Origin of the sequence: Paenibacillus sp. MY03 (assembly GCF_002165585.1) — a bacterium.
Classification (GTDB): Bacteria; Bacillota; Bacilli; order Paenibacillales; family Paenibacillaceae; genus Pristimantibacillus; species Pristimantibacillus agaridevorans.
In genome coordinates this window covers 90,007-105,910 of the sequence record NZ_MXQD01000018.1, presented here as the reverse complement: position 1 = coordinate 105,910, position 15,904 = coordinate 90,007, and the positions used below count along the sequence as shown (strand labels likewise).

The following is a 15,904-nucleotide window of genomic DNA, read 5'->3' as shown; positions in this document are numbered from 1 at the left end:
GCAAGATGCAAGAGCTTCCGGAATTAGAACTATACAGAGCATTATTGGCGGAGAGATTCTCCGGAGCCGCAATCACGGCATTGGAATTTCATGAGGATCTTATTGACGAGGATGCAACGGAACTGCAACAAGATGTCGTTGGCAAAAGCGTCTGGTTCGTGGAGAGACGGGCTGAGCTGATCGTATTCCATCTGGATAACGGCAAACGTTTGATTTTCCGTCTCTCTGACGAAGCTTCTATCTATGTGGGTTCATCGAATGAAACGCTGGAGAGGGAAGCGTCCATCTATATTCGATTCGATGACCGTTTTTTGGCCTTGCACGGGGTAACGGCGGCAGACATCGAATTGATGTCGGTCAAGGAACTGGAATCCATCATGAAGAGCAGGGGGATCGATCCCCTTGACAAGCGACTGTCACTGGCGAAGTTCATGGAGCGTTACGCTAAAAAAAGAAGCTCGATCAAAACCGCTCTTGTTGATCAAAGTTTGCTTGCCGGCATCGGTCCCGTCTATTCGGATGAAATTTTGTTCGAGGCCGGGCTGCGACCCGACAGAAAAACGGCGGAATTAAGCCATGAAGAATGGGAATCTCTGTACTCCGCATTAAATCATATCGTCCGCGATTCCATCTCGCATGGAGGCGTGAGGGAGTTGCCTCTATTCGCCGGGGACGGAATCTCGGGTCTGTATCGCGAGAGGCTGGCCGTACACGAACTGGAAGGCCAAACCTGCAAGCGATGCGGAGGGACGATCAAAAAATCTTCCGTGGCTGGCCGCAAGTGTTACAGCTGTCCGGATTGCCAGAAGTAATTATCGATACCGCGAGGAGGGGAACCTCATGATCCATGTCTACTTGGACGATTACCGCCGATGCCCGGATGGATTCGTATTGGCGCGTAATGCGGAAGAATGCAAGCAGTTGATCCAGTTCGAAGAGATAGACGTTCTGTCGCTCGACTTTGATCTTGGGTGGGGGCAGCCTACCGGGGACGAAGTCGTGCGGCATATCGTCAGCACGGGGCGCTTTCCGAGCCGGATCTACTTGCATACATCCAGCGTATCGGGAAGAAACAGCATGTATCATACGCTCTCTGCTTCTTTGCCGGATCGTACGCAACTGTTCGGAGGGCCAATGCCCCATGATCTGCTGGACGAGATCGCAAGAAATCATCGGGGTTAATTAGATTATGAATGAAAGAGGCTAATACATAGTGAGCGAATGGATCGGAACCGCCAATCAACAATATGCGTCGTACGCGATGGAAGAACTGCGGCGCCTTCTGCCTGGAGCCAGCTTTACGCAGCTTGCGCCTGGCGAAGTATTCCGTATGGTTTGTCCTATGGGCAAGGAAGAAGCGCTCGGGCTGGTCGGGGCAAATCCGCCGATTTTTTTGCGACATTTGCAGCCGATTGACAGGGAACTGGTCGTCAAGGGAGATGCAAGCGATCTGGACGGTTTAGCCGATCTGATCCGCAATGACAGGTCGATATTCGGCAATCGTCGTACTGCCGTGCATATCAGGCGGAATTCCGGCTCGATCTTTCATTACACGCCCGCGAATTCGAAATCCGTCTTGGATGCTGTACTTGCGGAGATAGGCAGCGAGCCTGCCGTTCAACAGCCGGATGTAATTATCTCCGTTTATGGCGCCGATAACGTTTTATACATTGGCTTCGGCACGCCTCGGGAGATGCTGTCGGATTGGCCTGGCGGAGCCGTACGCTTCCAACGCGAAGAAGGACAGATCTCGCGCGCGAAGTTCAAACTGTTGGAGGCGGAGCGGGCATTCGGCATTCGGTATGAGGAATTCGGCCATGCGCTTGATATTGGAGCCGCACCGGGCGGCTGGACCTCGCTGCTGCTGGAGCGCGGACTTCGGGTCACTGCTGTGGATCCGGCGGATATGCATGCGTCGCTTAAAGGGCATCCGGCTTTGCTTCATCTCAAGCAAAATGCATCCGATATCAAGCTCGCGGCTGCTTCCTTCGACCTGCTCGTCTGTGATATGAGCTGGAGTCCAATACTGATGTCCCGTCTCGTGCTGGACCTCAATGATGCCTTGAAACGGGACGCAAAGGCCATCATTACGATCAAGCTGATGCACAAGAAACCGCTGCAGACGATCAGGGAGGTAAAGGAACGATTGGAGACAGGTTTTGTAGTACTTGGAGCCAAACAACTGTTTCATAACCGCGAGGAAATCACCTTGTTCCTGAAGAAGAAGTAGCCTTTAAATGCGGGTTCAAAAAGTCCTTCTTATGGCTTGAGAACATGCTTCATTATGATATAATGTAGCCAATAGGGCATTATCGGGGAAGCATCCCGGCAGCATCTGATTTTTTCAGATGCTGCCGGGATGTTTTTTTTGCCAAATTATTGGGAATCTATATGGCCGGAAGGGATGGGAACGGAATGGCAGAGGAGACGGAAACTGGTGAGATGCCTCGGATTGGCGATGTATTTGCTGGAAGATACCTCATTGAGAAAGTTGCGGGACAAGGTGGTATGGGGATTGTTTATGCTGCCCGAGACACGAAGCTGGCAGGACGAAGGGTCGCCCTTAAGATAACGAGATCCAAGGGCGGCAACTCGTCCGAATCGTCCGAAGCAGCAACGTTGATGAGATTGGATCATCCGAACCTTCCGCGTATAACGGACTATTACCCCCTGGATAAACCTCATCGCGTAGAGGCGCTCGTCATGGAATACATCGAAGGCAGTACCTTGGCCGAGTGGCTGGTAGAAACGCGCAAACCGATGACGAATCTCGATGTGCTCCGGATCGGTTTGCAGCTATGTTCTGCATTGTTATATCTGCATGAGCAGCCGAGACCGATCATTCATCGGGATTTGAAGCCCTCCAATATCATGATCGACAGTTCGGGGACGGTCAAGCTCATTGACTTCGGGATATCGAGAATATACAAGGAAGGAAAGCAAGGCGATACGATGGTGCTCGGAACATCGGGTTACGCCGCGCCTGAAATGCTGCGAGGATTGCAGAGCGACGCCCGAAGCGATATTTACAGCCTTGGAGCCGTGATGCTGAGTTTGCTGACAGGAACACCTACTTCTGATGAAAGAGGCGTTCGTTATGGGGACAATGGGAGAGGGAAGCTCAGGCTGCCGGCAGCTGTTCGCGGCTCCTTTGCAGAATTGTTGGAACGATTGCTGCATTGGAATCCGGAATCGCGTTTTCAATCGATGCGCGAAGTTGAAACGTCGATGAGAACTTTGCTTGGAGAGGACAAAGTTCAGAGAGAGCAAACACGATTTGCGCGAATCGAGAACGAAGCAACAAATGAAAGTCCTGTGCGAGTTGTTTTATTAAGTTTATCGGGAGGTGCTGGAGCAACCCTGTTAACCATTACGCTGGCTGTTCTGCTTGCTAGACGTGGAAGGACGGTGACGGCTGCCGAATATGCCGGATTGCCTCCGGTGTGGTGCGAGTTGCTGCCAGCTGCGATAAGGGGGGAGTCAGAGCTTTACTGGAAGAAGGGGGAAGGAGCGAAGGGGCTTAATAACAGAGGTCGGGGCAAGTCCAAGAGCGAGGCTGCGCCTGTAAGGTGGCTGCTGGCCGATCAAGAATTATTTGCAAACGACGAAGAGGATGACAAATGGTCGCGTTTCGAGCTAGAGCTTCGCCTGAACAGAGGCGAATTTGAAATTGTGGATTTATCCGGCGATTGGGAAGCTCCGGAATCCGTCCCGCTCATTCGCAAAGCCGATCACATAATCGTTATTGCCGATCCCGATGTATACAAGTGGCAGCCGGCACGGCTGGAGAGGCTGAAACGGCTCCGCGGGGAGTCGCTTCGGCAAGGTCGCGTCTTCCATTATGTTGCAAACAAACATACAAACTTTGGATATGACAGATATTGGCTGTCGATGCTGCCTGACGCTCCTTCTGCAATCGTCCCGCTGCTGCCGCAAGAAAAAATATGGAGCTTGATTTGGAGCGGGAAGTGGCTCACCGATCACAAGCAGCTCGATCAAATGCTGTCAATCGCTTTGCAGCCATTAATCGATAAGTTGATGGAGTGAGACGTTCCCAGGACCCCGGCGAATATGATGCGGCTTGCAATCCTCTGGCGCCTTCAATTATGATGAATATATTATTTTTGCTAGAGGGAAGGTGCTTCACGTTATGAATGAACGCGTCTTGGTCGTAGAAGATGAAGCGGGAATCGCTCGAATCTTGCAATTGGAATTGGAGCATGAGGGATATACCGTAGGCGTTGCTCCGGATGGACGGTCGGGCTATGAGATGGCTTCCACGGGCGAGTGGCAGCTGATTCTGCTGGATGTCATGCTGCCGGAGATGAGCGGCATCGAGGTGTTGCGCTTGATCCGTCAGGCGGGCAACCCTGTTCCCATTATATTATTGACAGCTCGGGATACGGTCCCTGACAAGGTAAGCGGCTTCGAGCACGGCGCCAATGATTATATAACGAAGCCGTTCGCAATGGAGGAGCTGCTGGCGCGTGTCCGCAACATTCTCCGTATCTTCCAGCAGTACCCTAAAGAGGCGGAAGGCTCCGATATTATCAAGCTGGGCGATCTGTCCATCGAGCTGCGCTCCCGCAAGGTGTACCGCAAGGATATTCTCATTGAACTGACGCCTCGGGAATTCGAATTGCTTGTTTATCTGGTTGAGAATCGCAACGAGGAGAAGTCTCGCGAGGATATTTTGTCGGAAGTATGGGGCTACGACTTTATCGGGGAGACGAATCTGGTCGACGTGTATATCCGTTATCTGCGGCAAAAGCTGGACAAGGGGTATCGGCATAAGCTGATTCATACCGTGCGAGGAGTCGGCTATATGATTAAGGAGCCGGATGCATGACGCTTCGCAAACGGTTTACGCTCTTTACGATTTTCTGGTTAATTCTTATCCTCATCTTTTTTAATATTTTCGTCTATTTTTACGTAATCAAAATTACGACGGAGAGCGAAGAAGAGGTCATTACGACCAAGATGAATCTGATGCTGGAGAACCCTCGCATTCAGAGCGGGCGCGGACTCTCCTCTCCGGATCTGCTCAAGGAATATCATAACGCGAACGAGATGATCAGGATCATCGGTCCGAATAACAGGGTGCTGAATATTACGGGTACTAACGCCAGTTTGCTGGAGCTGCCCGCAACGTTCGAACCTTATCATCATACCGGCATGCTGACCAAGAGCGGGGAACGTATTATCTACATGCGTGTCCCGCTATATTCTGATGGTCAGGTTATCGCGATGTTGGAGATCAATCGGATTTTGGATGAGCTCGACAATTATCTGCAAGTGCTTGTTGGAGCGTTAAGCGTCACGAGCGCCGGAGCGATCCTGTTTGCGATATTCGGAACCTATTGGTTCACTTCGAGGTTAACCGCCCCCATCCAGCAAATGGTCAATACGATGCGGGAAATCGATCGCAGCGGCAAACTGCGACAGATCGATGTCACGGGCCGCGAAGACTCCGCGGAGCTGCAACAGCTCGTGCGGGCATTCAATCAGATGATCGAACGGCTGGACCGGACCTTCGAGCGGCAGAAGCAATTCGTCGCCGACGCTTCGCATGAGCTCAAGACGCCGCTAACGGTCATCAGCAGCTACGCGGGTCTGCTCAAGCGTTGGGGCCGCGATGACGAAAGCGTGCGGGACGAAGCGATCGATGCGATCGCGAAGGAAGCGACGAGGCTGCAGAATTTGACCAAGTCGATGCTGATGCTGGCAGAAGCGGAGCAGGAGGATTGGCTCACGCTGGAGATGTTCGACGTGGTGCAGGTCGTAGACGAGCTGTCCACGATGCTGCAAACGACGTTCCAGCGGCAGATTCGGGTCAAGACGTTCTCCCGGGTCATTCGAATGTCTGGCGACAAAGATAAAATTCGTCAGCTGCTCGTTACCCTATTGGACAATGCGATCAAATACTCCAAGGAGCCGATCGACATCTCTGTTTCCCAATCCAAAAACATCGTCAAAATTGAAGTGAAAGATAAAGGCATGGGCATTCCGGAAAATGAAATCCCGCATCTCTTTGAGCGATTCTACCGTGTGGACAGCGCAAGAAGCCGCACGACGGGAGGCGTTGGATTAGGATTGTCCATCGCGAAACGGATCGTCGATATGCATGAAGGCAAGATCGACGTATTTAGCCTGCCGAATCTCGGGACGACGATCACCCTGCAATTCAAGCAGCGGAAATCTTAATAGAGGTTGAACACGAACTAATACCGGAGGTGCATCATGAAATTTCGTACGGCTGCCGTGCAATATCGGCTGACGGATATTACCGGCTTCGAGCAATTCCGTGCTCAAGTAACTCATTACGTACGCAACGCGTCGGAGTACGGCGTTCAGTTCTTGTTATTCCCGGAGTTTATGACAACTCAATTGCTGTCGATCGGAGATGAGCAGGGCCAGGCACTTCCGATCGATCTCCTGCCAACCTTTACGGATGCTTATGTGGAGTTGTTCCGGTCGCTTGCTGCCGAATACGGCATGTATATCATAGGCGGAACGCATGTAGTCGCTACCCAGGGCGGCAAACGCCGTAATCGAGCTTTCCTGTTCCATCCGGACGGGAAGATCGATACCCAGGACAAAATCCACCTCACGCCAACTGAAGTGACGGAGTGGGAAATGTCCAAGGGGGAAGGCGTCGAGGTGTTCCAGACGGAATTCGGTACGATCGCGATGTTAACCTGTTACGATATCGAGTTTCCGGAAATTGTTCGAATGGCTAGAGCCAAGGGCGCGGATGTCATCTTCTGTCCTTCCTGCACGGATGACAGGCATGGGTTCTACCGCGTAAGATACTGCTGTCATGCGAGAACGATCGAAAATCAGGTCTACGTCGTGACGACAGGAACGGTCGGCTCGCTCCGTACCGTAGACTTTATGCGCGCCAACTTCGGGCAGGCCGCCATTATTGCGCCGAACGATATTCCGTTCCCGCCAGGCGGCATTATCGCGGAAGGAGTCGTGAACGATGATATGCTCGTCGTCGGCGATCTGGATCTAACCTTGCTGGAGCAGGTTAGGAAGGATGGATCGGTCATGACATGGAGAGACCGTAGAGTCGATCTGTATACGGACTGGAGCCCTCGATGAGGAAGGAGCTGTATGTTCGGTCGGAGGGCCGGCTCGTCAAAGCTGTCATCCGTAATTACGGCAGAGACGACTTCGCTGGTCTGATCGATGTTCAGAAGGCTTGTTTCCCCCCGCCTTTCCCGGAAGATCTGCTATGGAACGAGGAGCAGCTTGCCTGCCATGTAAAGACATTTCCCGAGGGCGCAATATGCGCCGAGATCGATGGCGTTATTGTAGGCTCCATGACCGGACTCATCGTCGATATGGCGGATTACGGCCATGATCACAGCTGGTCGGCGGTAACCGATGACGGTTATATCCGAAATCATAACCCGCGAGGCCAAACGCTGTATGTGGTTGATATCGGAGTCGTTCCTGCTTACCGTCAATCGGGTCTGGGCAAGTGGCTGATGCAAACCTTGTACGAGACGGTCGTCCATCTTGGACTGGACAGACTGCTTGGGGGAGGCCGCATGCCGGGGTACGGAGAACGAGCCGGCACGGCGACTCCCGAACAATACGTAGCCAAAGTGTTGTCCGGCGAGTGGAACGATCCCGTCATTTCGTTCCTGCTGCGCTGCGGCCGCATGCCGGTGGGCATCGCGGAAGGCTATCTGGAGGATGAGCAGTCGCTCAACTATGCCGTTCTGATGGAATGGCGTAATCCGTTCAAAAGTTAACTACTTCATTACATATATGACACGCAGGAGGAATATCCATGTTGACTTATCATCGTATCCAATCTATTCAAGATCCGCATTTCCGCTCCCTCCATGAGCTGCTTGGCACGATATTCCCGCCTGAGGAAGTGTTGGCTTATGATCTTTGGGCTGAGCCGCTGCAAGATCCCGGCATCCATGTTTATGTTGCGCTCAAGGAGGAAGCTGTGGTAGGCGCGACCGAATATCGCTATTATCCGGACATGCGCGTAGCGATGACGGATTTCACCATCATTGGCAAGCCTGCACTCGGAATCGGCCGATTCCTGCTGACGAACAGGGAGAAGGATTTGAAGCGGCTTGCGGAGCAATCAGGTACGGAGCCTATCGGCATGTTTGCGGAGGTATACGATCCCTATCGGGCGGTCTCGCATGAATTCGGCGGCGTATCTCCAATGAATCCCATTGTGCGTCGTGAGGTATTGTCGCATATCGGATACCGGCGTCTGGACCTGACTTACGTTCATCCTTCCTGGGAGCATACGGGTGAAGCGGTGTCCGAGCTGGATCTCTGTTTTCTACCCCGCGGCGAGGAGCTTGATGCCATTCCTGCCGCGCTCGTCGTAGAGTTCCTGACGACTTATTATTCCGCGCTGCCGAATAAGCCTCAAGCATGGCTGGACATGATCCAGCAGCTGAGATCCCGGGAAGAAGTACGTCTGCTCGCTCTATGAGTACATTGATCTTTCGGGGGACGGGAGATTCTCAGGGAGTGCCTCGCATCTATTGCGAATGCGAGGTGTGCATGGAAGCGAGAGGGACAGGCGAAAACCTGCGCTTGCGGCCATCCTTGCAATGGCAGGATGCCGATGCAGGAACAACCTGGATCGATTGCGGCCCGGACTTCGGCCGGCAAATGGAGGCGGCCCATCTGCGGGATATAGACCGTATGCTTATTACGCATGCCCATTACGATCATATTGGCGGTCTACCCGAGTGGTATGATGTTTGCCGCTGGACGGGGAAGACAGGAGCGGCTCACGCCCCGACCGAGGTTATTGAGGAAATCCTTCAGAGATTCCCGTGGATCGCCAGCCGAATCGAGTTCAAGCCGTTCGACGCTCCGATGATGATCGGGGCTTGGAAGGCTAGCAGCTGGAGGGTCAATCATGGAAAGAACGGATACGCTTATGCTTTTTCGTTCCAACACGCTCATACGGGGTATCGCTGGATCTATTGCCCGGATGCGATTGAACTGACGGAGGAACAGCAGAAGCCGATGGCAAGGGCGGATCTGATTATTCTGGGAACAAGCTTCTTCCGAGAACCATATCCGATGGAGACGCGATCCGTTTATGATGTCGAGGAGGCGATCGGACTGGCGCGGAATTGGCAGCCTGGAAGGATCATTCTGACACATATGTCTCACGACATCGATATCGCCAGAGGGGATGAACTTCCGGCAGGAATGGCTTTTGCGCATACAGGCATGCAAATCGAGGTAACCCGTTCCTGACTGAAAAGGGCTGCGAAGTTTAACGGAACCATTAACGCTTGACGAAGGCGACTTCATTTTGTATGATGAGGATAGTTTTTGGTATTCGGAAGGGGAAATTTTAATGACTGCCGGTGTTCTTAACTCTTAAAAAAGGATCATATTGGAATTATGAAGTTCTCCCGCTATAGGTCTGTTCGCAGAACGGACTACGCAGGGTGTATTTTGTAATTCGAATCCTAGAGTTGAGAACATGTGGATTTCCGTCTGTTTACCTACGGGCTGACAGTCTGATCACCGTGCTCTTTGCAGCACGGTTTTTTTGCGTCTATTTTCCGTTACCCTTTTCGTCGGCCTTCAGGGAGAACGGAACGTAAGCATGCAGAAGTTTGGACTGCCATGCCCATAACTGGACAGGAACGGAACGCGCCCGCGTTCTGTTCCTGTCTATTTTTTTTCTCAAAAAAGGAGCTGTTGATAAGTGAACGAACAAACGTTGAGAAAACTGGAATTTCATAAAGTGAAAGAACAAGTGGCGCATTTTACTCTTTCCCCGGCGGGACTCCAATTGGCGGAAGCCATGCGGCCAAGCGGAGACTACACTCGTGTAGCCGCATGGCTCCGCGAGACGGAGGAGGCTGCAAATCTGCTTGCAGGAGGTGCCAGCATCCCTTTGTCAGCCATGGAAGGCATTGATCCTTTCCTTTCTCTTTTAGGCAAGGGCAGAATATATAACGAGCAGGAGCTGGAGCAGCTTGGCGTGTGGCTAACGTCAGTGTACCAAATGAAAAGGTATATGAACGCCAAGCGACAGCAAGCCCCAACGATAGCCGGATATGCGGACTCCATGAACGACTGCCCTGATCTGCGCGAGCAGTTGAACACATGTATTCGATTCGGGATGCTGACAGATGAGGCAAGTCCTGATTTAAGCTATATTCGGCGTCAGACACATATCGTGGAGGATCAAATCGGGAAACGTATGGCTGGAGCGATGGGGAAATACAAGAGCAGTCTGCAAGAAGCCGTCATTAGCAAAAGAAGCGGAAGATTCGTGTTGTCTGTCAAGCGGGAGCTCCGCAAAAATGTACCCGGTACTGTACTGGACGAATCGGCCAGCGGTCAGACTTTGTTTATCGAACCCGTGGAAGTGGCGGAGATGCAGCTGGAGCTCCATCAATGGAAAGCGGCCGAAGAGAGGGAACGAACGATCGTGTTGTCGCGTTTGTCAGACGAAGCTGAAAAATATGCCTCCGAGTTGAAAACGAACGTGCAGGCGATGGCGATCTTCGACTTCATCATTGCGAGAGGCAAGTATGCAAGAAGCTGCGGCGGCGTTCGCGTCGGTTTGTCCGACAAACCGATCGTGTCGCTTGTAGAAGCAAGGCATCCTCTCCTTGGAGAAAGCTGCGTGCCTCTAAGCGTCGAGCTGGGACTGAAGTGGAATCAGCTTATGATCACGGGACCCAATACCGGCGGCAAGACGGTCACGTTAAAGACGATGGGACTGCTGGTCATCATGAACCAATGCGGATTGCTTGTGCCAGCGGCGCCGGAAAGCGTGCTGGGCATGTTTGCGCACATCGAAGCGGATGTCGGCGATGGGCAAAGTCTTGAGCAGTCGCTCAGCACATTCTCGTCCCATATATCCGTCTTAAAAGATATGCTCCGCTTGGCTGCAGGCAAGTCTCTGCTTTTGCTTGATGAACTTGCAGCCGGAACGGACCCCTCCGAAGGGATCGCGTTGTCGATCGCCGTTCTGGAGCAGTTGAAGCGCCAAGGCGCCAAGCTGGCGGCAACGACCCATTTTAACGAAATCAAGACGTTCGCATCTCGAACCGAAGGCTGTCAGAACGGGAGAATGGCGTTCGATCCCGATACGCTCAGGCCGCTCTATCGTTTGGAGATAGGGGAAGCGGGCGACAGTCATGCTTTCGCGATCGCGAGACGATTTGGAATTCCCGAGACCGTTATGGCCAGGGCGGAGGAATTGCTGAGTTTTAAAGGAGGGAGCGAAACGTACTTGGAAATTCCTGCGGCGAACAGCGGCGATATCAACAGCCAGATTACGGGCAATGATGGCGCCAGGCAGGAAAGCCACGAAACGGCCGGCAAGGCTGATTTACCTGCTGATTCTCCAGGGGGCAAAACGCGAGCTTACGCTAAAGGCGACGTCGTATGGATCTACCCGCTAAAGCGCGCCGGAGTCGTATTTAAGGAGACGGATGAACGCGGCAATTTAATCGTTCAAGTACAGGGGCAGAAGCTGAAATTCAATCACAAGCGAGTGAAGCCGTATATCGCCAAGGAGAAGCTGTACCCTGGCGAATCGTATGACCTCGATATCGTATTCGAGTCGAAGGAGAACCGCAAGGCCCGCCATTTGATGAACCGCAAGCATGCGGAAGGCGTCGAAATCATCATCAAACCGGACGAACGATCCTAATCCCGGCTTTGGATAACGAGAAGACGCCCTTGCTTGAGGCGGATCATGCCTCTTTCTTGAAGGAGGACGTTGCTTATTCCCAATGATTGTCCGATTGTAAGCGTGGCGTCGCCAAGCGGATACTGGAACCCCTCCAGCGTAATGCCGGTCACGGCATGCGACAATGGAAGCAGAGACACTTGCGGATGCTCGAGTCGATCCACATATGCATCTTGCGAGATCAAGCTGATCCGATTCGTCGCATCCGCGATGGAGGCGGCGACGCCATTCTCGTCCGCGAGCGCAAGCAGATGGACATTCGCCAGAGAGTGATCGAAGCGTGTGCCGAGCGCGCCCAGCAGCACAATATTTGTTGGCTTCATGTCCAACGCAAGACGGAAGGCCATCTCGGTGTCGGTAAAGTTTTTGTCGATGGGATCGCACTGAATCGTCTTGCCGCTGTTGTCCTTAATCCGTTCCAGCTCTTCAGCCGTCACAGAATCGAAGTCGCCGATCGCGATATCAGGACGATAACCTTGTTCGATCAGGAATAGTGCTCCGCTGTCCGCACCGATGAGCACCTTGCCCTCTCGCACATAGGGGATTGCCCAGTCTCCTAAAGATCCTCCCGAGGTAATGACGATTGTATAGCTGTCGAGCATGCCATTCAACATCCTTTCCATGCAGGTTAAAGCTGTGTACAGTATAGCGCCAGCAGCGTATATTGGGCAATGCAAATCTAGACGAAAATTGTCGTTGCGGAAGTTGCGGGGCGGCGCTAAAATGGGAAAGGACATAAGGCGATCATTCGCTACATTGATCGGGGCGGTGGGTATGGATATTTTTAACGTCTTCAGCTTGATCGGCACGATTGCGTTCGCGGTCAGCGGAGCGGTTGTCGCGATGGAGGAAGAATACGACATTTTGGGCGTATACGTGCTTGGGCTCGTTACGGCATTCGGCGGGGGTGTTATTCGAAACCTGCTTATCGGCATGCCGGTCACGATGCTGTGGAGTCAGGGCTATCTGTTCAAGGTGGCGCTTATCGCCATGACAATTGCCTTTGTTCTGCCGGTGCGTTGGATCTTACGATGGAGAAGGAGCGAGGCCTTCTTTGATGCCATCGGTTTATCGGCGTTCGCCATCCAAGGCGCCTTATATGCCACCCAAATGGGGCATCCTATAAGCGCAGTGCTTGTGGCAGCCATGTTGACGGGAATTGGCGGGGGAATTATCCGCGACGTGCTTGCGGGACGCAAGCCGCTCGTGCTCAAGGACGAAATCTACGCGGTGTGGGCGATGCTTGGCGGACTCTGCATTGGACTTGAATGGGCCAAAACGTCGATTGAACTGCTGGTGTTATTCGGCATCATCATTATGTTCCGCATGATGTCCGTCTATTACAAGTGGCGGCTGCCTCGCCGATCATTAAGGGGCGCATTCGCTGCGTCTGCGGTTGCGGCGGAACGGAATAATAAAATGAAAAAGAAAGAGTTGGATAAGTCATGAGCGCAACTAGCAATGTACTGTTCGTATGTCTCGGCAATATTTGCCGTTCGCCGATGGCGGAGGCCGTTATGCGTCATCTGGTGAAGCAGGAAGGGTTGGAGGAGACTATCAAGGTCGATTCGGCGGGAACGGGCGACTGGCATCTCGGTCATCCGCCGCATGAAGGCACGCGCAAGCTGCTGGATCATCACGGTATTACGTATGAAGGCATGACTGCAAGACAAGTAAATGGCGGCGATTATAATGGGTTCGACTATATCGTCTGCATGGACGCCAAAAACTTGAAAGACGCCAAGTGTGTCTTCCAAGCCGCTTCCGACCGCAATGGAGTGGAAGGGGACCCAGCCGTCTTTACATTCATGGAATTGCTGCCTGGTCACGGCATCTCGGATGTGCCAGACCCTTATTATACGGGCAATTTCGAAGAAGTTTATGAGCTGGTGGAAGCGGGATGCAAGGCGTTGCTGGGCCGGATCCGGGTGGAGAAGAACCTGTGAGGAAGGAAAATCCATTCTTAAGATCTCAAGAAGGAAGCCGCCTTCATTCTTAATCCCCTAAACAACAAATAAGACTGCATGTCGGGCTTGTACGGCATGCAGTCTTTTGTTCGCCTGGCGAAGTATTATTCCACCTCGATGAAATAAGCGAGAGCAGCAGGAATCTCTTTCTGCCAGAAGCCCCACTGATGTTTCCCGTCCTTCTCTTCGTAGTAGATGCGGGCGCCTTTGTGCTCCAGCAGAGCTTTGGCATTACGATTGAGCGCGAGAAAATCGTGTACGCCGCGGTCCGTCGTTTCGTATTCCGTTTCCTGAAGCCCGACGATCATATAGATATCCAGCCATTCCAGATCGTAGTTTCGATCGATGACCGCTTGCGAGCTGGCAAAGAAGGCGCCGGACATCGATATGACTCTCGTAAACAGCTGAGGGTATTCAAGCGCCAAGTGTAGCGAAACCGTACCGCCTAATGAATCTCCTGCGAGCAGTCGATCCTCCGGCTCTTTACGAACGGGGTACCGTTCTTCTACGAACGGCAGCAGCTCCTCTGCAAAGAACCGCAGATATGCTCCATGACGGCTGCCATCGGCGGCGTATTCGTCGGTGCGGTGTTTCTTGTCGACATCGACGCCGACGATGATGAAAGGTTCCAGACCTTCATCGAGGATGAGCTTAGTTGCGGATGTAGCAACTCTGCCGAAATTAAAAAAATCTTCGCCATCCTGACAATATACGACAGGATAACTTAACAGCTCGTTATATCCCGGGGGAAGGAAAATGCGCACTTGGCGTTCTCCCTCCGCAAGATAGCGGCTGGGTACGGTTTCCTTCAGTATGGTTCTCTTTAAATAACGATCGTCCGTCATGCAAGAAATCTCCTTTATATTTGGAATGGAATACGGCAGATGTGGGCAAACAATAGTAAGGTAAAGTGCAACATACGTCCGAAGGGAAACAGTTGTATTATGCTGTTATAGTGGGAATTGGATTCTGTAGCATATACAATTTCTTAACAGAACAGCCTGAATCAGCGAAAAAACAACGGTTTTTTTGTTTTTTGCTTTGACCATTTTTGTTAAACAGGTTTATAATAATTCTATAACAGAGATACCCGTTTTTCAAATATTTTGATTGAGGTGAGCGTTCAAAATGAGCAAACTGCCATACGAAGTTCAGACGGAACCGGTTACACCAATGTCCGTATTGTCGCTCGATGGAGAAGTGGTAAATCCGGACCTGCTGCCGGAATTAACTGACGAGCAACTGAAAGAAGTTATGTACCGCATGGTATTTACCCGCACATGGGACGAGCGTGCCGTTAACCTCGGCCGTCAAGGACGTCTCGGCTTCTACGCGCCTGTATCCGGCCAAGAAGCTTCCATGATCGGCAGCGAATACGCCCTTAACAAAGACGATTTTATCTGCCCGGGCTACCGCGACATGCCACAGCTTGTGTGGCACGGTCTTCCAATGTACCAGGCATTCCTATATTCGCGCGGCCATCAAGCCGGAGGCCAAATTCCAGAGGACGTACACGTTCTGATGCCGCAAATCATCATCGGCGCGCAAGTCCTGCACGCGACTGGCGTTGCCATGGCATTTAAGAAAAAGGGCGAAAAGCGCGTTGCCATTACGTACACAGGTGACGGCGGATCCTCCGAAGGCGATTTCTACGAAGGTCTTAACTTCGCCGGCGTATACAAGCTGCCTGCGATCTACGTGGTTCAGAACAACGGTTACGCCATCACGACTCCGTATTCGAAGCAGACAGCTGCATTGTCCGTCGCTCACAAAGCGGTTGCCGCCGGCATCAAAGGCGTGCAAGTGGACGGCATGGACGTTCTGGCCGTCATCAAAGCCGTGCGTGACGCAGCGGAGCGCGGCCGCAATGGCGAAGGCGCTACGCTGATCGAACTTCTGACGTACCGTTTCCGTCCGCACTCCATGGCTGACGATACAACGAAGTACCGGACGAAGGACGAGGAAGCAGAATGGTCGTTAAAGGATCCGTTGATCCGTTTCGGCAAGTATCTCGAGAAAAAAGGACTGTGGTCCGAGGAAGATACGAACCGTGTTAAAGAAGAAGCGAAAGCGACCGTAAACGAAAACATCAAAAAAGCCGAAGCCGTGGAAAAAATGACAGTTGCCGGCCTGATCGATACGATGTTCGAAACAACGCCTAAGTACCTGGAAGAACAAAAAGCGGATTTCCAATAATAGGGGAGGAGTAAAC

The 15,904-nt window shown here is 52.3% G+C and carries 16 protein-coding genes; 14 read left to right on the top strand and 2 right to left on the bottom strand.

Features of this window, described 5'->3' with window-relative positions:
* Nucleotides 1-5 precede the first annotated feature (5 nt).
* The 11 genes from B1748_RS17825 (at nt 6) to B1748_RS17775 (ending at nt 11,686) form a co-directional block, all read left to right on the top strand.
* Complete coding sequence (locus tag B1748_RS17825; protein ID WP_179215656.1) at nt 6-812, top strand: Fpg/Nei family DNA glycosylase; 807 nt, start codon at nt 6-8, stop codon at nt 810-812.
* Between the two features lie 28 nt (nt 813-840).
* Entirely contained in the window at nt 841-1,182 is a 342-nt protein-coding gene (locus tag B1748_RS17820; protein ID WP_087569283.1) for a cyclic-phosphate processing receiver domain-containing protein, read from the top strand.
* 31 nt (nt 1,183-1,213) lie between these two features.
* The gene (locus B1748_RS17815) at nt 1,214-2,230 is read left to right on the top strand and encodes an SAM-dependent methyltransferase (protein ID WP_087569282.1); all 1,017 of its coding nucleotides are present in this window, start codon (nt 1,214-1,216) and stop codon (nt 2,228-2,230) included.
* Nucleotides 2,231-2,415: 185 nt separating this feature from the next.
* On the top strand, nt 2,416-4,047 hold the full coding sequence (locus B1748_RS17810; RefSeq protein WP_179215655.1) for a serine/threonine-protein kinase: 1,632 nt from the start codon (nt 2,416-2,418) through the stop codon (nt 4,045-4,047).
* A gap of 103 nt (nt 4,048-4,150) precedes the next feature.
* Nucleotides 4,151-4,849, top strand: coding sequence for a response regulator transcription factor (locus B1748_RS17805; RefSeq protein ID WP_087569280.1), 699 nt, complete (start codon nt 4,151-4,153; stop codon nt 4,847-4,849).
* Nucleotides 4,846-6,204 carry a HAMP domain-containing sensor histidine kinase gene (locus B1748_RS17800; RefSeq protein ID WP_087569279.1) on the top strand — a complete coding sequence of 453 codons (1,359 nt, stop codon included), beginning with the start codon at nt 4,846-4,848 and terminating at the stop codon, nt 6,202-6,204. The genes B1748_RS17805 and B1748_RS17800 overlap by 4 nt, the downstream gene beginning before the upstream one ends.
* A gap of 36 nt (nt 6,205-6,240) precedes the next feature.
* A complete protein-coding gene (locus B1748_RS17795) occupies nt 6,241-7,107 on the top strand; it encodes a carbon-nitrogen hydrolase family protein (protein WP_087569278.1) in 867 nt (288 codons plus the stop codon).
* Entirely contained in the window at nt 7,104-7,766 is a 663-nt protein-coding gene (locus tag B1748_RS17790; RefSeq protein ID WP_087569277.1) for a GNAT family N-acetyltransferase, read from the top strand. Before B1748_RS17795 ends, B1748_RS17790 begins: the two co-directional genes overlap by 4 nt.
* A 41-nt stretch (nt 7,767-7,807) precedes the next feature.
* Nucleotides 7,808-8,479, top strand: a complete 672-nt coding sequence (locus B1748_RS17785) for a GNAT family acetyltransferase (protein ID WP_087569364.1) — start codon at nt 7,808-7,810, stop codon at nt 8,477-8,479.
* Between the two features lie 38 nt (nt 8,480-8,517).
* A complete protein-coding gene (locus tag B1748_RS17780; protein ID WP_256975743.1) occupies nt 8,518-9,261 on the top strand; it encodes an MBL fold metallo-hydrolase in 744 nt (247 codons plus the stop codon).
* A 460-nt stretch (nt 9,262-9,721) separates the two neighbouring features.
* Nucleotides 9,722-11,686, top strand: a complete 1,965-nt coding sequence (locus B1748_RS17775; RefSeq protein ID WP_087569275.1) for an endonuclease MutS2 — start codon at nt 9,722-9,724, stop codon at nt 11,684-11,686.
* Here B1748_RS17775 and B1748_RS17770 read toward each other — a convergent pair.
* Entirely contained in the window at nt 11,683-12,327 is a 645-nt protein-coding gene (locus tag B1748_RS17770) for a thiamine diphosphokinase (RefSeq protein WP_087569274.1), read from the bottom strand. The two genes, B1748_RS17775 and B1748_RS17770, sit on opposite strands and share 4 nt — an antisense overlap.
* A gap of 172 nt (nt 12,328-12,499) precedes the next feature.
* On the opposite strand from B1748_RS17770, the gene B1748_RS17765 reads away from it, so the two are divergent.
* Both B1748_RS17765 and B1748_RS17760 read left to right on the top strand, forming a co-directional pair.
* Nucleotides 12,500-13,174 (top strand): trimeric intracellular cation channel family protein, encoded by a 675-nt coding sequence (locus tag B1748_RS17765; protein ID WP_087569363.1) that lies wholly within the window; start codon nt 12,500-12,502, stop codon nt 13,172-13,174.
* Nucleotides 13,171-13,671, top strand: a complete 501-nt coding sequence (locus tag B1748_RS17760; protein WP_087569273.1) for a low molecular weight protein-tyrosine-phosphatase — start codon at nt 13,171-13,173, stop codon at nt 13,669-13,671. The genes B1748_RS17765 and B1748_RS17760 overlap by 4 nt, the downstream gene beginning before the upstream one ends.
* Before the next feature lie 125 nt (nt 13,672-13,796).
* On the opposite strand, the gene B1748_RS17755 is transcribed toward B1748_RS17760, so the two are convergent.
* Nucleotides 13,797-14,537: an alpha/beta hydrolase gene (locus B1748_RS17755; RefSeq protein ID WP_087569272.1), complete on the bottom strand. Its 741-nt coding sequence runs from the start codon at nt 14,535-14,537 to the stop codon at nt 13,797-13,799.
* Nucleotides 14,538-14,820: 283 nt separating this feature from the next.
* Here B1748_RS17755 and pdhA point away from each other — a divergent pair, with 283 nt between their 5' ends.
* A complete protein-coding gene (pdhA, locus tag B1748_RS17750; RefSeq protein ID WP_087569271.1) occupies nt 14,821-15,888 on the top strand; it encodes a pyruvate dehydrogenase (acetyl-transferring) E1 component subunit alpha in 1,068 nt (355 codons plus the stop codon).
* Nucleotides 15,889-15,904 lie beyond the last annotated feature (16 nt).